A 20,806-nucleotide genomic window follows, 5' to 3' on the forward strand; every position below is an offset into this window, starting at 1 on the left:
ATGGCATTGGAAGGACATCGGGCATAGCAACCATCCTCATCCTGGGCGCAGGCGTCATGGGTTCGGCCCTCGCCGTTCCCGCGACCGATAACGGGCACACCGTCCTGCTTGCGGGAACACCGCTCGATGCTGCCATCATCGACCGGCTCAAACAGTGGGGTGGCATCCATCCCGAGCTGGACGCACCCCTTTTCGATGCCGTGCAAGTCATTGCCGGTGGGGAACTGACGCCAGCGCATGTGGAGGCTGCCGATCTCGTTGTCGTCGGCGTGTCCAACCCCGGTATCGAGTGGGTCGCGGATCGGCTGAACGGGCTGCTCGTATCGGAAATACCCATCGCCTTCGTGACCAAGGGCTGGACCGAGATGGCGGCCGCGTGGTCACCTATGCCGAGACCCTGCCGCGCCGCATCGAGAGGATGTCGGCTTTCATTGGCATCGGCGGTCCCTGTATCGCGAAAGAGCTGTCCAACCGCTTTCCGACCCTCAGCGTTTATTCTGGCCGTGACCGCGAGGCGACGGAGCGAGCGGTGGAACTGATGCGCACGCCTTATTATCGTCTTGCGATCACCGACGACGTGACAGGCGTGGAGGCCTGCGCGGCCTTGAAAAACTTCTTTGCCATCGGTGTAAGCGCCATGCAGACACGCTATCCGGACCCGACGCGACCGGACGGGCAATCCAAAAACCCCACCGCTGGTGTGTTCAATCAGGCAATGCTGGAAATGGCCTCGCTTTGCGAGCGTATCGGCGGGCACCGCGCCACAGCCTTTGATCTTGCCGGTCTCGGCGACTTGCATGTCACGGTCGGCGGCGGACGCAACAGTAGGCTCGGTCACGGGGGCTGGGGCACTCGGTTTCCGAAATAAAATCCGGTGAGCTTGCGGGTGAAACGGTGGAAGGCATCGACACGGCTGGCGTTGTTCTCTCCCTGCTGCATCAAATCGACAATGCGGAAAACGAATTTCCATTGGCGACCGCCATCACCAATGCCGTGCAGGGAGACGCGAGAATGGTCTTTGATTTTAGCAAGCTCTGCACGCAGTAGCTCGGTCGCCTTGAACTGAGTGCTGCGGTGACGATCGTCAGGGTGCGGCGCCCTTCGCCCAACCGGGAAAGAGCGATGCAAGCTTTCCCAGTGCATCTTCAGCAAGCACCCGATAGGTCGTTATCTTGCCGCCAAGGACCGAGAGAAGCGGGGCCTTCCCCGGACCGCCATCAAGCTGCGGCAAATTGTCGCGCGTGGTCTCCTGGGCGTTGGCCGCGCCGTTGTTTAAGCGCCTGTACGACCGAATAGCTCCAGACCACATTCGGCGCGTTTCACATCCTTGCCAAATAGGAAGAAACTGCCTGCACGAGATAATCGATTTCTTCCGACGAAGCCGCGACGTTCTCGGGAGCAGCATCGTAATCACGATCGGTCGTGCCCACGAGCGTAAAGTCGTCTTCATAAGGAATGGCGAAGAAGATGCGACCGTCCGGATTCTGGAAAATGTAGCAGCGGTCGTGATCATAAAGCCTGTTGACGACGATATGGCTGCCCTGAACCAGCCGGATACGATCATTCGTCTTCAGACCAACGACATCGGAGATGACATTGGCAACCCAGGGACCGGCAGCATTCACGAGGGCTTTCGCGCGCGCCTCCGATTTTTCGCCGGGCTAGCCGTTCGGTGGGCCTATTAATGCGGGCGCCCTGAAGCTTATCGCTCCCTAAAGCGTTCTCTGCTTCTCGAGGAAGACGCCACTTCCACTCGTGCGTTACTTGGGGCCGTGAGGCGGTCCAGTAAAGCCTGCCGGTCGGCGACGAGGGTGTCGAGGTGCAGCGGCTGGCTCCCGGGCCGTTCTCCATCAGCCAATCGCGCGGCCAGCGCCCTGGTGGCGTCCACGACAAATACCCCGCAATCGTAGCTGTTGTCCTGCTGGGCCATCCGCACTCCATCCAAGCGGGCCCCCAGACGTGCTGCCAGCCCCTTTGCAATGGCGCTGTTCAGGGTGCCCAAGGAGTCGTAATGATAGGCGACCGGCTGGCGCCCGCGCAGATCGACAAACAAAAGCGACCAGTGGGTGCCCCCCGCGCCAGTCCCAGCATTGTTGACCGGAAGGAACACGAAGCTGGCCGTGCCGCTCCCGAAGTTGGCTCTGCCGCCATCGATGATGTCGTGGAAAGCGGCGGCCGCGTCGGCCGGGTTCCGAGCCATGCGCAAGAAATGGGCCACCGCAGGCGCCACCAACCGTGTCCGGGCGGCGATGTCGGGACTGGCCCTGCGCAGCGCCTCGCCAAGCAGTGCAAAATCGGCCGCGATATGCTCGTCTTCGAGCAAAGGAGGGATTGGCGCGCTCCCGACTAGCCGGTTGTCACCAATATGTTCGGCATCAAAAACCGTGTGGGTGACTGATTGGTACCCCGCCTGTTGCGCGTAGGAAGTGACAGGACCTGCCCTGACTTGATCTTCAAGCCTGATCTGCCGGTTCCCCGTTCCAAAAGCAGCCCTCCTGGTGTCGATGGGCGACAACTCACTGACATCCGCCAAATCGGATTCGGCTAAATCGGGAACGTCCTTGGGGCTTGCTTGCGATGACCTCTGCGCCTCCGCTGAGGTACTGTATTCAAGGCCGCCAAGCGCCGCATCGGCTGGACGGCGTTTGCTTGCGGATCGAGATGGCGCCACCGTCGGCCGCTGCCGGCGGTAGGACGATTTGGCTTCGCTCCCCTGTTGGCAAGGCTGCGGAGAGCATCGGGTTTGCTCGGCTGATGAACTGGTTCGTCGCGCCAGCAACGCGTTCGCCGATGTTCTTGATCTCGGCCGCGGTCAGCGACGGAATTTCATGATACTCCATCACATCGGAATACGCACCAAGCCTTTGGCTTGGTTGATGGCCTGTTGCTCGGTCAGCTTCGTCGGCCTCGTGAGCCCGGTCTTGACCTCGGCATAACCATTTGCGAGGCACCACTCGATGATGCCCGCAAACCTGGTCAGCGTTATCTCATGTACTGAACCCGATCGCCTGCGCTCTTCAAGGGTCGTATCAACGCAGAAGCGGGAGCTCTTGACCATCGCCGGTGTGCGTTCAGCCTGTCCTCCGGTAGCCGTTGTTGGAAGCGGCAACGATGTAGGTTGGGTCTAGAGTCTCGAAGCCGGATGCTTGGCCGTCTACAACCTTGACCTCCCAGCCTAGCCGCTCCGAGAAGACGCGAGCGCGTAGCTGGTGGTGTTGGTGAAGGAGCTGAGTTTTGTGGACATTCCGCGGTTTACTGAGCGCGAACACCTGCATGAATTTCGCCGTCGTCGTTGAAGTCGGCACAAATCGGAGTCGGCCGCTAGTTGTAAATCTTACAAGGCAGATTCGGTCGTGAAGAATGGTGAAAGCGATCGGCGTGTGCTGGAATTGCGTTTCGATCGCACTTAGAGATGCGTTACGGTTGTAGGATTCATAGTAAAACAATTGGCGACACTGCTTGGAGGATAGCATCCTAAGTCTCTGTATTTATAGGAGGTCTGCCCTTGGGTGGCAGAGGTTTTACCCGCTGGTTCGTAACCGTTGGTTAACGAAGTATGGTTTGACGCAATCTGGGAATCGGGTAACTGCTTATCGACGGAAAATCACTGACGATCGCGAAAAAACCGTCGTGAGGAAAAATGATAACAAACCAGCAGCAGATCCAACAAGCTGAATCGTCGGCGATGAAGATCAGGCGACAGTCACAGTTGTTGTCTTCGCAACTCCAGTCAATTCGCGAACGACTTTATGAGCCTGAGGCTGCAAAATCCCTTAAAACTTTTACGTCGCGCGAGGTTGCTGCGCTACTCGGCATTGCGGAATCCACGCTACGCCAGATGTCGCTTGACGGTGAGAGCGCTATCCCCGACCGACAGGACAACGGCCGGCGGATCTATACGCTTCACCAGGTAAATCAGATACGTGAGCATCTCGCCCAAAAGCGTCCAAACGAAGCACTGGTGTTCTTGCCCCGACGCCGGGCGGGTGACAAGCTACAGGTTGTTGCCGTCGCAAACTTCAAGGGCGGCTCGGCTAAAACTACCACAACCGTGCATCTGGCGCACTATCTGGCAATCCGGGGGCTTCGGGTGCTTGCAATTGATCTAGACCCGCAAGCATCATTGTCGGCAATGTTCGGATACCAGCCCGAGTTCGACGTTGATGAAAACGAAACTGTCTATGCCGCGATTCGTTACGATGATCGTCGCAGGTCTGTTCACGAGGTAATCAGACGAACCTATTTCGCAGGAATCGATTTGATCCCGGCAAACCTCGAGTTGATGGAGTACGAACACGAAACTCCGCATGCTATCGCGGATGGCTATGGGCGAGGAGACGAGATCTTTTTTCGCAGGCTTTTGACGGTCATCAGCGAAGTTGAGGCGGACTACGATATAGTCCTTGTCGATGCCCCTCCCCAGCTCGGTTACCTTACGCTCGGCGCCCTCTGTGCTGCCACCGCGCTGCTTATCACAATTCATCCAGCAATGATTGACGTTGCCAGTATGAATCAGTTTCTAGCTATGATGAGTGATCTCATGGGCGTGATCGAGAAACGCGGCGGTACACTCAGCCACGATTTCATCCGCTATGTGATCACGCGACACAACCCCAACGACGGTCCTCAAGTTAACGTCGTCACTTTGTTACGCTCCCTGTTTAAAGAGGATGTTTTGGCTCCGGCTGTTGCCGAGACTACTGCGATTGCAAGTGCCGGGCTTGAAAACAAGAGTCTTTATGAATTGTCAAGGGGTGTCGGACGCGATACGCTTAGTCGCGCACTCGAGTCGGTGGATTCGGTCAATCGCGAGATTTTCCATCATATCAAAAACGTGTGGGGTAGATGATGGTCAATCCCAAAGAGCGAAACCAGCGAATGAAGAGCCTGTTTGCTCAGGTCGATACGGAGGTCCTTGCTAAGCAATCGGCACCCTCACGCGCCGAGCAGGAAAAGCGGCGAGTCGGTTCGGTGGCTGTAAAATCAATGGATCGTGCCTTCGTCTCGATCGAAGATGAGAACAGGCGCCTTCATGATCAGTTGCTTTCGTGTGAATCGGTTATCGAACTCGATCCCGATCGAGTCGCCCCGTCGTTTATCAGCGACCGCTTGGATATAGAGGGCGATGGTACGTTTCAAGCGTTTGTCGAAGGGATTAGAGAGGCCGGGCAGAAACTTCCGATCCTCGTGCGTCCCTTGGCTGGGAGGCCAGGTCAATACCAGGCTGCATATGGCCACCGGCGTCTTCGCGCTTGCCAGATACTTAAACGCCCCGTCAAGGCGATCGTACGCGAGCTAAGCGACGAGGAGCTTGTTATCTCACGGGGTATTGAGAACTCGGAACGACTCAATCTATCCTTCATCGAGCAGGCCCTGTTTGCCTTTAATCTGAAGGAGCGGAAGTACTCGCGGGAATTAATATCGAACGCGCTTGGACGTAAAGAGGGCCAGCGCCTCGCCTCGATATCGATTCTTACAAATACCGCGGCCCTGATACCTGAGGGACTCATCCGGTGATCGGCCCGGCGCCGTCGGTTGGACGTCCAAAATCGGAAAAGCTGGGCGCTCGCGTCCACAATCGAATCCTGAACGCCCGGCAAAGGGAAATCTTGGCGGAGCTGACTGCGTCTCCAGCATGGGCTCAGTGCCGAAGCGACCAGCGGTTCGCGCTCATCATGGAAGCGTTTGATCTTTCTGCAAAAAGCAAACCGGATATTGTAGAGTCGCCTTGGACGATGGCATCGTCATAGTAACGAGGCGTACCGATAATTCGACTCGCTTTTCAATTCCTGACGATCGACTTCCGGGGCTTTCGGACTGGCTGCTGCAACGGCTACCCGATCTCTTTCAGGAGTTCAAAGACGACAAGGGAAGGGTTCTGGAATGATCTAGAAACGAGAAATGGAAAAAGGGCCTATCGACTGCAATCGACAGACCCTTCAATCACGGCCAACGGAGCATCTCGGCACCGTCAACGTCAGCTCTAGCGGGCTAATTCTAAGACGGATAAGGGTGTTAATCAAGTCGCTGTAACTGTCAGGGACGGTTTTTTTGCGCTTAGCTTCCGGCGGCTTCCTGAAAAATCGCATTATTGGGACTGCGATCGAGAGATCCGCAGCAGGATAGCTATGACTGAAGCTTTGTCAGTGGCGTCGTTCCGACGCGTGACTCCTGGAATTGCCGCAAGTGCACGTCTTGCAATGGCAAACGACATACCAGATACGACAAAATCGGAAATGGCTTTGCTCCTGAAGAAGGCTGCTCCAGTTTTGGGCATAGATGGCACGACGTATCATGTAATGGATATCCTTCTCGGTCTTTCCCAGGCCGATGACTGGAAAGGCTCTGGGCGTCCAATCGTGGCCATATCTAATGCGAAACTCGCTGAGTATACGCTGCGCTCGCAGCGCACCGTAATGCGATGCATCCGACGGCTCGTAGAGGCGGGTGTTGCAGCCTACCGGGACAGTTCGACAGGTCGGCGCTTTGTATATCGCAACGATAAAGGCGAAGTGACGGCTGGCTTTGGAATTGACTTCACACCATCCCGTGTAAGGGCTGGCGAACTTAAGCAGGCGGTGATCCAGTACCATCAGCAATTGAACGCCGAACTCGCTGCCAAACGCGACATCAGCCGCCTGTCGCGTGCGATTGAAGATCTCTGCCTGTCCAATCCCTCGCAGATGACGACTGAAAGATCCGAGCTCGAGTCCATACTGGCGGGTGGGGGCGGGTTGGTTGAACGCGCAAATCGTATAAGTTCGCTTCACGAACAGGCGTTGGCTGCATTGGCGCCGGAGGACATTCCGTTCCGTTTGTCATGCGAGGGTGACATTGATGACAGCGCTAATATCAATACAACCCATGAATCAGAATCTGAAAGTAGAAAATTGCGGGCCCGCTCTACAGAGCGGGAACAAATTAGCAAGAACGACCGCTCCGCGGTCGAAATGGCTTTTAAAAGAAAGTCTCGCGAAGCGGAGGGGGTTAAGCAAGACAACGGAAGTTGCGATGGCCGCGACTCTTCCACGATCCAAGGGGAGGTTTTGGGCTCTGTGTCAGTTGGGCTCATTCGCGCGGCGTGCCCCGGTGCTCAATCAATGATAGGCCAAGAGTTCGAAAGTTGGTATGCGATCGGCCGGTCAGGCGAAACGCTGCGCAGGATGATAGGGTTGTCCGAAGCAGGTTGGGCAGATGGTCAGAAGAAAGTGGGCCAGTACGCGGCAGCGGCGATCTTAGCGACCGTGCTTGAAAAGTCAATTCGAGATCCGGAGCAGATTTCCAGGCCGGGGGGCTATTTCCGGGCCATGATAGATCGAGCGATCGTCGGAAGGCTGAACCTGGAGCGGAGCCTTTTCGGACTGGCAGACAGCAGGTATGAAAGTTCATGAGAGGAGTAACAGCTGTTACCTGTCCGGCCGGCCCAACAACTGATCGCTTGCGTCCATATGTGCGGCCTGTTGTTGCGTTCGCACATGAACGCTGGCCAAGATGGTTTCCGCAACACAGGCCCAGACATCAAGTCGGCCTTGAGGGTCCAAAGGGATGCCCAGAGTATCCTGTGTCCCGGATCGATCGATCACACCATCTGCTATTATCTTGCAAGTTGTCGTATTACCAACACGTGGTGAAGATCACGTTTCTCCTCTCGAAACAGAGATTCATGCGACTTCAGGTCGCACTCCGGCGTCAAGGACGACGCGGTCTCCCCCAATTTTTCCGCCGCTGCGCTTCTCAGAAAAATCGGTTCCCCCGCTTGCCGCCGCTGGCGGTCGCGTTCCGCGATCCCTGGCCCCTCGCGGCTACGGTGCGGTCTCCTTTCGTCAGAGACAGAAAGGAGAAACTGATATGTCCGATGACTGGTACGTAAGCGTCCGAGGAGCGCCGCCTTGAGCGCGTAGGATGAATCTGTCGTTTTGTGGCTATGGACAGGCATATGGACAGTTTTCGGACAGCGGTGAGCCGGCTTGAAATCATCGACATGGGGCGTCGGCGGCGTTTTACCGCCGAAGCGAAGCTGAAGATGCGTTTTCTGGCCATCGTCGCCAGGTTTCCGCGACGGCGGCGAAGCATGGGGTTTCCCGCTCGCAACTGTATCGCTGGCGTCAGTTGGTGCAGACCGGCAATCTGGGCAGCATTCGGATTGAGGGCTTCGTGCCGGCGTTGATCACGCCGGACGCCCCTGCGCCCGTGCCGGCTGCATCGAAGCCGGTCGCGGGTGGTGGTCGTATGGAGGTGCTGAGCGCGAACGGCCGGCGCGTGATCGTCGACCGTGACGTAGACGTCGCTGTGCTGCTGCGCATCCTGCGCGGGCTGGAGACGTTGCGATGATCCCGATCCCGACAGGCGTTCGGGTGTGGCTGGCGACGGGCCATACGGATATGCGGTGCGGGTTCCCGTCCTTGGCGCTGCGGGTGCAGGAGGTGCTGAAACATGACCCGCTGGGCGGTCATCTGTTCTGCTTCAGGGGCAAGCGCGGACAACTACCGACATTCTGCATACGTTTCCCGTTATTCGACGATTGCCTATCCTTGGCACCCGCTGTTCGGGAGGAAAGTGCAGGTCTCACCGTTCAGGCGTGGCAAAAGTTTAACCTGCATCTACACGGATGAGCGTCCAGATCTGTGCCGCGAGTTGCCGAATTGGATGTTCGATCAAAGCTATTGCACTACCATGGCGCTAGGGCTGCCTGAGATCAGCATTGCCGGTCTCAACGAATTGGCAGCGGCGCTGGCATCGTTCGGCGCGACTCACGCAATAGGAGCAAAATACCGTCCTTCGAGGAAGAAGGAGAAGGAGAAGGATGATGCGAAGCAGGCGACATCAAAATCGCGACCAACTCGTTCTGCAGTTGGAGCGCCAAAATCTACAGGTTCCGGCGGTCAAGAACGTCAAAGGGTTGGAGGAAGCGCTGGCGGATCTTCTGCTGGAAGCTTTGGACGCGAACAGAATGACGAAGACGGGAGGCGTTGATGAACACGAAGATCACGCCTGACCATCTTGGCCGCGCCGCTGTGGTCTATGTCCGCCAGTCCACAATGACTCAGGTCACCGGCAATCTGGAAAGTCAGCGCCGGCAGTATGATCTGGCTGGAGCTGCCGCAACGACCGGCTTTGCATCGGTGACCGTAATCGATGACGATCTCGGCCGCTCCGGCTCAGGCAGCATGGAACGGCCTGGATTCGAACGGCTTGTGGCACAGGTTTGCTCCGGCGATGTGGGAGCGGTCTATTGCATCGAGGCATCCCGCCTGGCGCGCAATGGCAGGGACTGGCATCATCTGATCGACCTTTGCGCCCTTGCCGGTACGCTGGTCATTGATCCGGATGGTGCCTATGACCCGCGGCTCGTCAACGATCGTCTGCTGCTTGGATTGAAAGGCACGATGTCGGAGTATGAGCTTAGCTTGATGCGTCAGCGCGGCATCGCAGCACGCGGTTCCAAGGCTGGACGCGGGGAACTGCGGTTCATGTTGCCGCCGGGCTTGTGCTGGAGCGAAGTGGGCAAGATCGAGATCGACCCGGACGAACATGTGGCTGAGACGATCAGGCTTGTCTTTGCCAAATTCCGGGAGCTGGGAAGTGGACGACAGGTCTTTTTGTGGCTGCGGTCGGCCGATATCAAGATGCCGGTCGTTCTGCGCAATGTGGACGTCTGCAAGCTCGTCTGGAAAGCGCCAGCGTACCACAGCGTCATGCAGATCCTCCACAACCCACTCTATGCAGGCGCCTATGCCTTCGGAAGACGCGCACAGCGAACGCGGATCATCGATGGTCGCGCTCGCAAAGCCACCGGGGTGCGCAAACCCCGGGATGAATGGAGCGTGTTGCTGCGCGACAATCATCAAGGTTACATCAGTTGGCGGGAATACGAGGAGAACCACAAGCTCCTGGCCGAGAACGCGCACATGAAGAAGAACTGCGATCGCAAGTCAGCGCGTGGCGGCCGTGCCCTTTTGACCGGGCTGATGCGATGCGGTCGCTGTGGCCGAATGATGCGCGTCTTCTACGGCAGCGCGAAGGGCAACGCGCATCGCTATCAGTGCCGCGGCGACGATGCACACGTGGGTGTCGGCCTTTGTATCGGCATTGGCGGCGTCAGGGTCGATCGCGCCGTTGCGGTCCAGATTCTGGAAGCGGTGTCTTATCGTGCCGTCGAAGCGGCAATCTTCGCCTCGGATCAAGTCGAGCGGTCCCGAAGAGATGGCATTGCGGCACTCGAGCGGGATCTCGAAGGCTCACGCTACGAAGCGCTGTTGGCCAGTCGCAGGTATGAGCTTGTGGACCCGGCCAAGCGGCATGTTGCACGCGAACTGGAGGCCCGATGGAATGATGCCCTGGAGCGAGTGGGCGTGCTTGAGCGCAAGATCAAGGACCTGTCCGCGCTGTCAGCAGCGCGCCCCGTCATCGATCGTGGCCGACTCCTGCAGCTTGCCCAGGATCTCCCGACCGTCTGGAATGCGCCCTCCACTGAGACGAGAACAAAGCAGCGGCTCATTCACATCCTGGTTCAGGAGATTATTTGCGATCTCGACGATGCGACCAACGAGGCGGTGCTGTTGATCCATTGGACCGGAGGTCGGCACACAGAGGTGCGTGTGGCGCGCGTCAAGACCGGAAGATATCCTGCTGAGCTCGCACCATCGGCCGTCGAAGCACTGCGCAAACTGGGCGGACATTGGCCAGATCGGGAACTCGCGGTCTCCCTCAATCGGATGCTTTGCAAGACAGGTAATGGCGAGAGCTGGACGGCCGTGCGTGTTCGTGACATGCGCGAGCGTCTGGGAATTCCCGAATATGATGCCACCAAAGTGGAGATACCGATGATCAGCTTGATGAAAGCGGCGGAGAAACTCGGTATTTGCGTGGGATCGGCCAAAAGCCTGGTGCAGAGGAATTCTTCCTGCAACGCAAATCCTTCCTGGCTCGCCGTGGATGGTTCCGGTAGATGCGTTAACCTCGGAAGCCGTCCAGGGGTGCAGGGTGTCGTCGATCGACGCCCCAAGTTTTATGAAGATTATCAATACGATAAAGTCGCCCGGTTGCCCGGAATTTGATGGAGGGATGCATTATGAAGCGCACTGTGGTGATCTGATCAAGGTCGTTTGGCACGATGGCCAGGGAGCCTGCCTGTTCACAAAACGGCTCGAAAGAGGCAGGTTTAAATGGCCTTCGTACTACGTCCATCAACTCGCAGTGCTTGCGGGTTTCAGGCTTATCGTCCTCGCCAATCGCATCGACTGCGCGGACGCATTCTTGCTGGAACTGCATGACGAGCTCGCCGAGGGTTGCGGCAGACAATGCAAAAGCATCGATGCGAAGCTTCAAGGATCTTGTTTCCCATTTGCTTTGTTCTCGACTGCCTACACGCACCTGGAATCCGGGTCTACTAAAGCCTTGGGCCGGGCGCCCCCCGGATTCCGCCATACCTTACTCCCAGCGCCTCCTGAGGAATGCGCGCCACTAACGATCAGTGAGTCTACGGCTTTTGTCTTGATCCCAACGAAGTGTTTCTAATGAAATACAAAATGCCTTGATGGATCGCGCCTGAGGGGTAATGTGATTGAAAGAAACAAGAGGAGCTCAATTATGGATAGTTCCACTCTGCAAGGTGGCGGATCCGGAACTGTAGCCGCGCATGACGCCCGCGAGACACAATTGCTTGATCTACCCGACTCGCTGCTGACGGAAGTAGCGAAACGTTTGACTACAGAAAATCCAGTCGAGACAGCGGAAAATGTCGCAAATTTTAACGAAACTCATGCCTTGACCAGCCTTTCGACTCGAACAGAACCTTTCGAGACGTTTAAATCGCGCCTCAAAATACTCAGCTATCATGCGAAACTGCTGCCTCACACGGTTAGGCACGCACCAACACTTCCAGACGGGGAACGGCTGACTGAAAACCAACTGGCACGCATGCAAAGCGAAGTTGCATATCGTCCAGTGTTGGGCACCGCGTATACCCATCACGCTGGCCAAGCTCCAGAACGGTTGGCAGGGACCGACTTGGCCCGTAGAATCGAGGGCATCTCTGACGAGGTCTTCGACGTGGCGGAACCCGTAATGTTTAGGGAGATCTCCGCTCATGAGTTGATGCCGAAGATTCGGCCGATCGCCAAATCAATTAAGGAAGCCCATGACGGTGCGCGAGCGGAATTGATGTCTGCGGATAGGCAGAGGGAAGGACGCGGTCGATAATATTTCCCGCGCCGCTACAGTGCCTTAAAGCATGTCGCGCAAAAGTGTGCAGCGGTTTTGCGGCAACGACATGCGTTAAAACAAAGAGCTAAAGCGCGTCGCATGAATCAAGTTTGACGCGACGCGCTTTAGTTGCAAACATTCCAATTGACGGGCTAATGCGTCCGTCGGAATCATACGAAGCTTCCCGGATAATGTCGTGTTCGAATTCTGATGAAAAGTCGGCGACGACGCTCTGTACGCACGATTAAAAACGCGTCCCTAGTGAGGTATCCCATTACGATGGCTGGCGCAGCGGCTGATGGCCCGCTCAAAATGACAAAAGCGCCGAACGGGCAGCTGTTTTAACGATTGAGTGTGGCTGGCAACGGACGACCGTACCCGCTACGCCTGCCATGTAACTCACTCGGAGATGCATGATCAACCGCTTTGCTTTCTTCAACGACGGCATCTTCGGACGATGACGGCGACAACTCCTCTGTTTCTGGCAGACGCGCAAAAAATACTCCTGCGACCGGAATATTCTTCGGCATGCGGACCAATATTTCATTTGAAACCATTTCACGCGACCTTTGCACGTCGCGACCATTTACAAACCCTGCCATGCGGTAAGCGTCGCCCGGGTGGTCAATCGCCGGCGCGGGGAGGTATGTACGGATGAATGAAAGATATTCACCGACTCGCCAGAATTTCAAAATGGGTGCAAGGTCGTGGTCTATCCCAGCCCTCACCGTTACTGCGGTGATCTTTGGCGTGATGGCAGTTGTATGCTGGCAGGACAACGAAACCAATTGGGCAATCCTTACCCAGCTGCGAGCGATCAATATCGACAGCGCCTCGTTGCAGCGGGATGTCCTCCGCGCCCGTACCGGTATGGTTACGACCTACCGGCCCATCCTTTCCAGGTTAGGAAATTTGCGAAGAAATCTGGAAAATCTTAAGCTGCGGTTTCAACAATCTCCCCTTTTGAGCGGCGACGATTTCTCTCAAATGCTGAACCAGCTGAAGGTGTCCGTGGACACGACCGATGCTGCCGTCGCAACCTTTGGCGCGCAGAACGTCCTCCTGCAGGATTCGCTGGCCAGCTTCACCCGCGCGCTCAGCATTCTTCCAGGACCGTCGTCTACGGATCAAAGGGGCCAATTCCTGAAACTGGATAACCTGATGCTGCAGTATATACGTCAGCCAAGCCCAGCTCTTTCGGGGGCGATTAGCCTTGAACTTGACAGGATCCAAAACACCCGCGGTGCAGATGAAGCCACGTTGCGCATACTTTCGCGCGAGGGGCCAATTATTCTGTCGCTCTTGCCCCGGGTAAACGATGCGGTAAACGTGATTCAGATCTCCGATGCCACTGAAATCGCCGAAAGATTGCAGCGCAGATGTCTGGAGGCGTACAGCTTGGAAAGCGTGAGGGAGCAGCGTGCACGAACCTTCCTGGGTTTTGTTGCGGTTTGCCTCTGCATCTACATCATTTCACTGGTCTACCGGCTACGCCGCAAGACTGACTGGCTAGCGAGGCGGCTGGACCACGAGGAATTGATCAAGGAGATCGGCGTTTGTTTCGAAGCTGACGGAGTCTCGGCGCCATCGCTTGAGTCCTCGGCGCAAGTTGCGCTTGAAATTATCCAGCGCTTCTTTAATGCCGATGCATGCGCGCTGGCACTGGTGGACCACGGCGACAGGTGGGCTGTTGAAACTTTCGCCGCGACGCTTCCTTTGCCGGTATGGGAGGACCGGACGCTACGCGAAATGGTCTCGCTTGCCAAGTCGAATGAACGGGCGTCGGTGTTTCGCGTCATGCCGACGCGCAAGACTGGCTGTTTTTCGCGGGAAATTCCGGGCCTCTCGATACTTCTGGCACATAAATCCACGGATCAGTTGATAGCAATTTGCTCCCTGGGCTACCAAAGCTATCATCTGCGAGCGAGTGCTGGTGAAATTCAGCTCCTCGAACTCGCTACGGCCTGTCTATGTCATCACATCGATGTGCGGCGCAAGCAAACCGAATGTGGTATTCTTGGGAGACGCCTGGAGCATGCGGAACGCCTTCAGGCAGTCGGAACACTCGCCGGTGGAATAGCGCACGAATTCAACAACATCCTGGGCGCGATCATCGGGCACGCCGAAATGGCGCAAAATTCATTGCGTCGATCTTCGGTCGCGCGAAAATACATCGAGCATATAATCTCTTCGGGCGACCGGGCCAGGCTCATCATCGACCAGATTCTGACGTTGAGCCGAAAGCGGGAACGCGTGATCACGCCGTTCAGTGTCTCGGAACTCGTGACGGAAATCGCGCCATTGTTACGCGTTGCGTTGCCACGCAACATCGACCTCAATTTCCGGTTTGACGACAAACGGACCGTGGTCGAGGGAAGTCCTCTTGAGCTTCAGCAGATGTTGATGAATCTATGCAAGAACGCGTCACAAGCCATTAATACTGACGGTCGGATCGACATCGTCGTTGACCGGATTGTATCCGGACCGAAAGCACTGGCGCATGGTATCATGCCAGCCGGTGATTATGTTCTTCTATGTGTCAGTGATACCGGTGAAGGCATTTCCGAGGCTGTCCTGCCTCACATTTTCGAACCGTTCTTCACCACGCGCGCTCGTTGCGGTGGTACTGGCTTGGGGCTCGCCGCCGTCCACGGGCAAGTCAGCGGTTTTGCAGGATACATTGATGTTGCTTCAGCCGTTGGCGAGGGGACGCGTTTTGACATCTATCTGCCGCCATCCTCTAGGGAACCCGTCAGTCCCGACACATTTTTCGGCCGCTATGAAACGCCGCGCGGGAGGGGCGAGACAGTAGCACTCGTTGAGCCTGATCTCGTCTTGCGGGAGGTTTACGAGGACAATATCGCAGCTCTGGGCTATGAGCCTGCTGGTTTTAGAACATTTGGTCAGTTTCAAGACTGGATTTCGAAAGGCAAACAAGCCGATCTGATTCTGATCGACTACTCGTCCCTTCCCAGAAATCAGGCTGCGATTGCCCTGCAGCCGGCTTTCAAGACCGCCGTCATCGTCATTGGAGAAAGTGGCCTGAACATGTCTTCCCTGGGGGACGACATGTTGAGCGCCCTGTTTCTGCCGAAGCCCTTATCTTCCAGAACCATGGCGTATGCAATTAGTCTCAAGATCAGGACACAGGGTGCTATCCGGTGATTTCCCGCACCGGAGAGCTGTGTCTCCAAAGGGCGGGCTCTCAATGCCTATTGTGAGCCGGCCGCGCGCTTCATATGACATCGAAAATAAAAAATCGAAAATCCTAGTGTAACCGAACTGCCGATAATCGTGAGCATCAAACTGCGGCATCTTTTCCAACGAAGAGGGCCCGCTTTGGTGACGATTTGAGGAGACTGGAATGCTCAGGGAAACGGTACCGCTTTCGATCGTCATGCTGGTCTGGGTGTGCCCGCCGAGCGACGCGGCGCCGCTCTCTTTTGACGAGTTCAATCGTTTCGCTCGCGAATGCGCCCCCTCCGTTGCACCATCTACGCTCGCGGCGATCGCAAGGGTCGAGAGCCGCCTTGATCCGCTCACTGTACATGACAATACCACGCGCGAAACGCTTCGCTGGAACAACCACGCACAGGCAGCACAGGCCGTGATGGAGCGCCTCAAGGCCCGGCACTCGCTCGATGTCGGTCTCATGCAGATCAATTCTGGGAATTTCTCCGGTCTGAGCCTGTCAGCCGCCCTTGCCCTTGACGCATGTACCTCATTGTCCGTCGCGGCAAAACTGCTTGGTCGCAGTTATGCAGGGGGCGAAACGCCCAGTATGAAGCAACTGGCGCTTCGCAAGGCAATCTCGGCCTACAACACCGGTGACTTCACGCACGGCTTTACGAACGGCTACGTCCGAAAGGTCGAACTCGCCGCTCAACAACTCGTCCCGCCGATCACCGGGCGAACAACGGATGATCGCGATAAGCCGCGATCCGAAGAAACATGGGATGTTTGGGGCTCATACAAACGTCTTTCTCCCGAGGGCAAGTCTGGCGGCGCGTCCGGTGCGCCAACTGTGCCTGACCGGGACACTCGCAGGATCGAAGACGACGATCGACTGCCGTTTGACTTGGATCAAGGAGGTCAGCAATGAGGCAATGCATATATAGATGTCGGCTAAACCTGAATCGGGTCGCGCTCTCGAACGCCGTGATTCGCGCCGTATCCGGTTCTGCATCTAGCATGGGAGGGGCAATGTGGTGGAGCATTTTTTCCTCAAGCCCGGCCGGCTGATGAATGAGCGTCTCGAAGAAGCGACCCTTTACCTGGCAGCGACACGACCCGCTTTGTTTCTCGGGGTGCCGCTGACTCTGGCGGGGATATTCATGATGTTGGGCGGTTTCGTCATCGTTGTCGTCCAGAACCCGCTCTACGAAGTGGTTATCATACCCTTATGGTTCTCAGCACGACTTGTCGTGGAGCGAGATTACAACGCGGCAAGCGTCGTCCTGCTATTTTTGCAGACGGCCGGAAGGAATGTCGATGGTCTGGTTTGGGGTGGCGCAAGCGTCAGTCCGAATCCAATCAGGGTTCCCGCAAGAGGCAGAGGAATGGCGTAATGCTCGGCACAAGTGGCACGACCGAAAGATCCGGTGAAGTCTATCTACCCTACGTCGGACACCTCAGCGACCATATCGTCCTTCTCGAAGACGGCTCGATCATGACCATGGCACATATCAGCGGCGTGGCGTTCGAACTCGAGGATGCCGAAATGCGCAATGCGCGTTGTCGTGCATTCAACACGCTCCTGCGCAATATCGCCGATGATCATGTGTCGCTATATGCTCACCTAGTGCGTCACGACGATGTGTCGCCAGCACCGGCGCGACATTTTCGCAGCGCTTTTTCTGCCAGCCTGAGCGGAGCCTTCGAACAGCGGGTCCTGTGCGGCCAGCTTCTTCGCAACGACCACTTCCTCACGCTAATGGTCTTTCCGCGGACAGCGCTCGGGAAGGTGAAGAGGAAGTTCGCCAAACTCTACATGAAGAAGGAAAATGAACTCGCAGGCCAGATCAGGCACCTGGAAGACCTTTGGCATGTCGTTGCCGGTGCTCTTGAAGAATACGGCCTGCGACGCCTCGGCGTTCGCGAGAAGCAGGATGTACTTTTCTCGGAGGTTGGAGAGGCGCTGCGGCTCGTCATGACCGGTCGATTTGCACCGGTACCGGTCGTCAGCGGCTCACTGGGCGCCTCGATCTATACCGACCGTGTCATTTGCGGGAAGCGGGGGATCGAGATCCGGACGCCTAAAGAAAGTTACGTCGGATCGATCTACTCGTTTCGAGAATACCCCGCGCGAACGCGACCGGGTATGCTCAACACCCTGCTGTCCCTCGATTTTCCGATTGTTCTGACGCAGAGCTTTTCATTCCTGACCCGCGCGCAAGCGCATGCGAAGCTCAGCCTCAAGTCGCGCCAGATGCTAAGTTCCGGCGACAAGGCCGTTACCCAGATTAGCGAACTGGCCGAAGCGGAGGATGCATTGGCCAGCAACCAATTTGTTATGGGATCACACCATTTGAGCCTCTGCATATATGCGAAGGATCTTGAGAGCCTCGCCGACAAAGGAGCCCGGGCCCGGACGCGACTTGCGGATGCGGGAGCCGTCGTTGTCCAGGAGGGCATAGGCATGGAGGCGGCCTACTGGTCGCAGTTGCCGGGCAACTGCAGATGGCGCACACGCCCGGGAGCCATCAACTCGCGCAATTTCGCCGGCCTGGTCTCATTCGAAAACTATCCCGAAGGTGCCCGCTCTGGACATTGGGGCGATGCGATCGCGCGCTTCCGCACCAACGGTGGAACTCCATTCGATTACATTCCCCATGAGCACGATGTCGGCATGACGGCGATATTCGGTCCGATCGGCAGGGGAAAGACGACGCTTATGACATTCATACTCGCCATGCTCGAGCAGAGCATGCTCGAGCGTGAGGGTGCGGTCGTCTTCTTCGATAAGGATCGTGGCGGTGAACTGCTCGTTCGCGCCACCGGAGGAACGTATCTCGCGCTTCGCAGAGGTGTGCCCAGTGGACTGGCCCCGTTGCGCGGCCTGGAAAATACAGCAGCCTCACGTGACTTTCTGCGGGAATGGCTTGTCGCGCTCATAGAGAGCGATGGGCGGGGCGGAATATCCCCCGAGGAGAACCGGCGGCTGGTGCGGGGTATCCATAGACAGCTGTCGTTCGATCCCCCTATGCGCTCGATCGCGGGGCTGCGCGAATTTCTGTTGCACGGGCCTGCCGAAGGGGCCGGAGCAAGACTGCAGCGCTGGTGCCGCGGCAATGCGCTGGGCTGGGCATTCGACGGCGAGCTTGACGACGTTAGGCTGGACCCTTCGATTACCGGTTTCGACATGACGCATCTGCTCGAATACGAGGAAGTATGCGCTCCCGCGGCAGCATATCTCCTGCACCGTATTGGAGCGCTGCTCGACGGGCGCCGGTTCGTGATGAGTTGCGACGAGTTTCGCGCCTATTTGCTGAATCCCAAGTTTTCAGCCGTCATCGACAAGTTCCTGCTGACCGTACGCAAAAACAACGGGATGCTGATACTCGCGACACAGCAACCCGAACATGTTCTGGAATCGCAACTGGGCGCAAGCCTGGTTGCCCAGTGCATGACGAAGATCTTTTATCCGTCGCCTACGGCAAATCGGTCGGCCTACATCGATGGACTGAAATGCACCGAAAAGGAATTCCAGGCGATCCGCGAAGAGATGGCTGTGGGCAATCGAAAATTTCTGCTCAAACGGGAGAGCGGAAGTGTCATCTGCGAATTTGATCTGCGCGAAATGCGAGAATATATCGCCGTACTTTCGGGACGTGCGAACACAGTGCGCTTTGCAGATCAACTGCGCGAGGCACGGGGAGAAGACCCCTCTGCCTGGCTGAGCGAATTCATGAACCGTTACCACGAGGCAAAAGACTGATCAAAGGTGGGAAACCATGAAGATGTCGAGACTAGTTACTGCGGCTGTTGCCGGTAGCCTTCTTTCTGTCGTACCTGCCAGGGCGCAGATGGTTGTCAGTGACCCGGTGGCAGATGCCGAAACACTGGCGACGGCGCTCGCAACGGCAGATAATCTCGCCCAGACCATTGCGATGGTGACGATGCTGACGTCGGCCTATGGCGTGACCGGCTTGCTGACCTTACTCAACCAGAAAAACCAGTATCCCGCCACGAGGGACCTGGATACCGAAATGTTCTCGGCGCAACGGCCCGCGTCGACCACGGCGCGTGCGATCGCCGGCGACGCCGACCGTACCGTGACTGGTAGTGACGCTGAAGCGGACCTGTTGCGGTCGCAGATCACCGGTGCTGCAAACAGCACGGGAATTGCAGCCGACAACCTGGAAGCGATGGACAAACGACTGAAGGCGAATGCGGAAACTTCAGCACAGCTTTCCCGCTCCCGCAATATAATGCAGGCAACTGTCACCAATGGGCTGCTCCTGAAGCAGATCCACGATGCAGCGATTCAAAATGTCCAGGCGACCAGCTTGCTGACCATGACCACTGCGCAGGCGGGCCTTCATGCGGCGGAAGAAGCGGCCGAACAACGCAAGGAGCACCAGAAGACCGCGGCCATCTTCGGGGCGCTGCCATGAGGACGCGCAACCTGTCAGTGTCGCCGATTCGCGCGCCGGGGACGCCAACAGTCCTGCCCGATACTCCGTGACAAGACAGTCGAGATCAGGTGCAAGCGATGAATTTCACCATTCCGGCGCCGTTTACGGCCATCCATACGATCTTCGATCTGGCCTTCAAGACACGTCTTGATACAGTGCTGGAGGCGATCCAGGAGAAAGTGAGCGCTCCGCTGATCGCTTGTGTTACCCTCTGGATTATCGTCCAGGGTGTTCTTGTGATGCGTGGTGAGGTCGACGTACGCGGTGGTATCACACGGGTGATCATGGTCAGTGTCGTCGTTGCCCTTGTCGTCGGGCAGGCCAACTACCACGATTATGTGGTTTCCGTGTTTGAAGAGACAATCCCGGATTTCATACAGCAGTTTAGTGGCAGCGGCCTTCCACTGCAGACGATCCCCACGCAACTGGACTCGATGTTCGCGCTCAGCCAGGCCGCATTCCAGAAAATCGCGTCCGAAATCGGACCTATGAACGACCAGGACATTCTTGCCTTTCAGGGGGCTCAGTGGGTCTTTTACGGCACGCTCTGGTCTGCCTTCGGAATCTATGATGCCGTCGGCATTCTCACGGAGGTGCTTTTGACGATTGGTCCGCTAGTCCTCGTGGGATACATCTTTGATCGCACTCGCGATATCGCGGCCAAGTGGATCGGACAACTCATCACCTACGGTTTCCTGCTGCTGCTGCTCAACATCGTGGCGACGATAGTCATTCTGACCGAGGCGACTGCACTCGCCCTTATACTCGGTGTGATCACGCTTGCCGGTACGACCGCGGCTAAGATCATTGGTCTTTATGAACTCGACATGTTCTTTCTCACCGGGGACGCACTCATCGTCGCCCTGCCGGCGATCGCCGGCAATATCGGTGGCAGCTACTGGAGCGGTGTAACCCAATCTGCCAACAGCCTGTACCGCCGCTTTGCACAGGTTGAACGACGCTAG

At 56.9% G+C, this 20,806-nt stretch carries 19 protein-coding genes and 4 pseudogenes; 17 read left to right on the forward strand and 6 right to left on the reverse strand.

The genetic code is table 11. The features are described from left to right. Positions 1-56: 56 nt before the first annotated feature. From RHE_RS35110 to RHE_RS35120, 3 genes and pseudogenes are all read left to right on the forward strand, one after another. Positions 57-305, forward strand: a pseudogene (locus RHE_RS35110) (glycerol-3-phosphate dehydrogenase); the annotation flags it as partial. Between the two features lie 71 nt (positions 306-376). Next, positions 377-868, forward strand: a complete 492-nt coding sequence (locus tag RHE_RS35115; RefSeq protein WP_406550283.1) for a hypothetical protein — start codon at positions 377-379, stop codon at positions 866-868. Between the two features lie 26 nt (positions 869-894). After that, positions 895-1,047 carry a hypothetical protein gene (locus RHE_RS35120; RefSeq protein WP_406550282.1) on the forward strand — a complete coding sequence of 51 codons (153 nt, stop codon included), beginning with the start codon at positions 895-897 and terminating at the stop codon, positions 1,045-1,047. A gap of 272 nt (positions 1,048-1,319) precedes the next feature. Here the strand turns inward: RHE_RS35120 and RHE_RS34990 are convergent, their stop codons facing one another. From RHE_RS34990 to RHE_RS35000, 5 genes and pseudogenes are all read right to left on the reverse strand, one after another. Beyond that, entirely contained in the window at positions 1,320-1,625 is a 306-nt protein-coding gene (locus tag RHE_RS34990; protein WP_011427333.1) for an FAD-dependent oxidoreductase, read from the reverse strand. Between the two features lie 77 nt (positions 1,626-1,702). Beyond that, positions 1,703-2,515 carry a Ulp1 family isopeptidase gene (locus RHE_RS31280; protein ID WP_011427334.1) on the reverse strand — a complete coding sequence of 271 codons (813 nt, stop codon included), beginning with the start codon at positions 2,513-2,515 and terminating at the stop codon, positions 1,703-1,705. Between the two features lie 130 nt (positions 2,516-2,645). Continuing rightward, positions 2,646-2,882: pseudogene (locus RHE_RS21255) on the reverse strand (hypothetical protein); the annotation flags it as partial. Continuing rightward, the gene (locus tag RHE_RS34995) at positions 2,840-3,058 is read right to left on the reverse strand and encodes an acyl-homoserine-lactone synthase (RefSeq protein WP_063503098.1); all 219 of its coding nucleotides are present in this window, start codon (positions 3,056-3,058) and stop codon (positions 2,840-2,842) included. The gene RHE_RS34995 and the pseudogene RHE_RS21255, both read right to left, overlap by 43 nt. 13 nt (positions 3,059-3,071) lie before the next feature. Further along, on the reverse strand, positions 3,072-3,473 hold the full coding sequence (locus RHE_RS35000; protein ID WP_011427336.1) for an acyl-homoserine-lactone synthase: 402 nt from the start codon (positions 3,471-3,473) through the stop codon (positions 3,072-3,074). A gap of 167 nt (positions 3,474-3,640) precedes the next feature. Here RHE_RS35000 and repA point away from each other — a divergent pair, with 167 nt between their 5' ends. The 8 genes and pseudogenes from repA to RHE_RS21300 all read left to right on the forward strand — a co-directional run bounded on the left by repA (position 3,641) and on the right by RHE_RS21300 (position 12,201). Further along, positions 3,641-4,849, forward strand: coding sequence for a plasmid partitioning protein RepA (gene repA / locus RHE_RS21265; protein WP_011427337.1), 1,209 nt, complete (start codon positions 3,641-3,643; stop codon positions 4,847-4,849). Further along, entirely contained in the window at positions 4,846-5,517 is a 672-nt protein-coding gene (gene repB, locus RHE_RS34415; RefSeq protein WP_225882624.1) for a plasmid partitioning protein RepB, read from the forward strand. Before repA ends, repB begins: the two co-directional genes overlap by 4 nt. Before the next feature lie 611 nt (positions 5,518-6,128). After that, complete coding sequence (gene repC / locus RHE_RS21275; protein ID WP_011427339.1) at positions 6,129-7,391, forward strand: plasmid replication protein RepC; 1,263 nt, start codon at positions 6,129-6,131, stop codon at positions 7,389-7,391. A 533-nt stretch (positions 7,392-7,924) separates the two neighbouring features. Beyond that, a pseudogene (tnpA, locus tag RHE_RS21280) lies at positions 7,925-8,331 on the forward strand (IS66-like element accessory protein TnpA). 102 nt (positions 8,332-8,433) lie between these two features. Continuing rightward, positions 8,434-8,973, forward strand: coding sequence for a hypothetical protein (locus tag RHE_RS34425; protein WP_011427341.1), 540 nt, complete (start codon positions 8,434-8,436; stop codon positions 8,971-8,973). Further along, a complete protein-coding gene (locus RHE_RS21295) occupies positions 8,973-11,057 on the forward strand; it encodes a recombinase family protein (protein WP_011427342.1) in 2,085 nt (694 codons plus the stop codon). The genes RHE_RS34425 and RHE_RS21295 overlap by 1 nt, the downstream gene beginning before the upstream one ends. A gap of 28 nt (positions 11,058-11,085) precedes the next feature. Beyond that, a pseudogene (gene tnpB, locus RHE_RS34430) lies at positions 11,086-11,173 on the forward strand (IS66 family insertion sequence element accessory protein TnpB); the annotation flags it as partial. A gap of 416 nt (positions 11,174-11,589) precedes the next feature. Then, entirely contained in the window at positions 11,590-12,201 is a 612-nt protein-coding gene (locus tag RHE_RS21300) for a hypothetical protein (RefSeq protein WP_011427344.1), read from the forward strand. A gap of 344 nt (positions 12,202-12,545) precedes the next feature. On the opposite strand, the gene RHE_RS31945 is transcribed toward RHE_RS21300, so the two are convergent. Next, positions 12,546-12,806 carry a hypothetical protein gene (locus RHE_RS31945; RefSeq protein WP_133118182.1) on the reverse strand — a complete coding sequence of 87 codons (261 nt, stop codon included), beginning with the start codon at positions 12,804-12,806 and terminating at the stop codon, positions 12,546-12,548. Positions 12,807-12,858: 52 nt separating this feature from the next. On the opposite strand from RHE_RS31945, the gene RHE_RS21305 reads away from it, so the two are divergent. The 6 genes from RHE_RS21305 to RHE_RS21330 all read left to right on the forward strand — a co-directional run bounded on the left by RHE_RS21305 (position 12,859) and on the right by RHE_RS21330 (position 20,806). Next, positions 12,859-15,369 carry a two-component system VirA-like sensor kinase gene (locus RHE_RS21305; protein WP_011427346.1) on the forward strand — a complete coding sequence of 837 codons (2,511 nt, stop codon included), beginning with the start codon at positions 12,859-12,861 and terminating at the stop codon, positions 15,367-15,369. Positions 15,370-15,568: 199 nt separating this feature from the next. After that, positions 15,569-16,306, forward strand: a complete 738-nt coding sequence (locus RHE_RS21310; RefSeq protein ID WP_011427347.1) for a type IV secretion system lytic transglycosylase VirB1 — start codon at positions 15,569-15,571, stop codon at positions 16,304-16,306. A 139-nt stretch (positions 16,307-16,445) separates the two neighbouring features. Next, positions 16,446-16,772, forward strand: coding sequence for a type IV secretion system protein VirB3 (locus tag RHE_RS21315; protein ID WP_011427348.1), 327 nt, complete (start codon positions 16,446-16,448; stop codon positions 16,770-16,772). Next, positions 16,772-19,141, forward strand: coding sequence for a VirB4 family type IV secretion/conjugal transfer ATPase (locus tag RHE_RS21320; protein ID WP_011427349.1), 2,370 nt, complete (start codon positions 16,772-16,774; stop codon positions 19,139-19,141). The genes RHE_RS21315 and RHE_RS21320 overlap by 1 nt, the downstream gene beginning before the upstream one ends. Before the next feature lie 16 nt (positions 19,142-19,157). Further along, positions 19,158-19,820, forward strand: coding sequence for a pilin minor subunit VirB5 (gene virB5, locus RHE_RS21325; RefSeq protein WP_011427350.1), 663 nt, complete (start codon positions 19,158-19,160; stop codon positions 19,818-19,820). A 98-nt stretch (positions 19,821-19,918) separates the two neighbouring features. Next, complete coding sequence (locus RHE_RS21330) at positions 19,919-20,806, forward strand: type IV secretion system protein (RefSeq protein ID WP_011427351.1); 888 nt, start codon at positions 19,919-19,921, stop codon at positions 20,804-20,806.

Origin of the sequence: Rhizobium etli CFN 42 (assembly GCF_000092045.1) — a bacterium.
Lineage (GTDB): Bacteria > Pseudomonadota > Alphaproteobacteria > Rhizobiales > Rhizobiaceae > Rhizobium > Rhizobium etli.

Excerpts from the sequence above, each read along its gene's own strand:
- RHE_RS34995 (WP_063503098.1), bottom strand. The coding sequence starts at position 3,058 with ATGGTCAAGAGCTCCCGCTTCTGCGTTGATACGACCCTTGAAGAGCGC.
- RHE_RS35000 (WP_011427336.1), bottom strand. The coding sequence starts at position 3,473 with ATGCTATCCTCCAAGCAGTGTCGCCAATTGTTTTACTATGAATCCTAC.
- repA (WP_011427337.1), top strand. The coding sequence starts at position 3,641 with ATGATAACAAACCAGCAGCAGATCCAACAAGCTGAATCGTCGGCGATG.
- repB (WP_225882624.1), top strand. The coding sequence starts at position 4,846 with ATGATGGTCAATCCCAAAGAGCGAAACCAGCGAATGAAGAGCCTGTTT.
- repC (WP_011427339.1), top strand. The coding sequence starts at position 6,129 with ATGACTGAAGCTTTGTCAGTGGCGTCGTTCCGACGCGTGACTCCTGGA.
- RHE_RS34425 (WP_011427341.1), top strand. The coding sequence starts at position 8,434 with ATGACCCGCTGGGCGGTCATCTGTTCTGCTTCAGGGGCAAGCGCGGAC.
- RHE_RS21295 (WP_011427342.1), top strand. The coding sequence starts at position 8,973 with ATGAACACGAAGATCACGCCTGACCATCTTGGCCGCGCCGCTGTGGTC.
- RHE_RS21300 (WP_011427344.1), top strand. The coding sequence starts at position 11,590 with ATGGATAGTTCCACTCTGCAAGGTGGCGGATCCGGAACTGTAGCCGCG.
- RHE_RS31945 (WP_133118182.1), bottom strand. The coding sequence starts at position 12,806 with ATGGCAGGGTTTGTAAATGGTCGCGACGTGCAAAGGTCGCGTGAAATG.
- RHE_RS21305 (WP_011427346.1), top strand. The coding sequence starts at position 12,859 with ATGAATGAAAGATATTCACCGACTCGCCAGAATTTCAAAATGGGTGCA.
- RHE_RS21310 (WP_011427347.1), top strand. The coding sequence starts at position 15,569 with ATGCTCAGGGAAACGGTACCGCTTTCGATCGTCATGCTGGTCTGGGTG.
- RHE_RS21315 (WP_011427348.1), top strand. The coding sequence starts at position 16,446 with ATGAATGAGCGTCTCGAAGAAGCGACCCTTTACCTGGCAGCGACACGA.
- RHE_RS21320 (WP_011427349.1), top strand. The coding sequence starts at position 16,772 with ATGCTCGGCACAAGTGGCACGACCGAAAGATCCGGTGAAGTCTATCTA.
- virB5 (WP_011427350.1), top strand. The coding sequence starts at position 19,158 with ATGAAGATGTCGAGACTAGTTACTGCGGCTGTTGCCGGTAGCCTTCTT.
- RHE_RS21330 (WP_011427351.1), top strand. The coding sequence starts at position 19,919 with ATGAATTTCACCATTCCGGCGCCGTTTACGGCCATCCATACGATCTTC.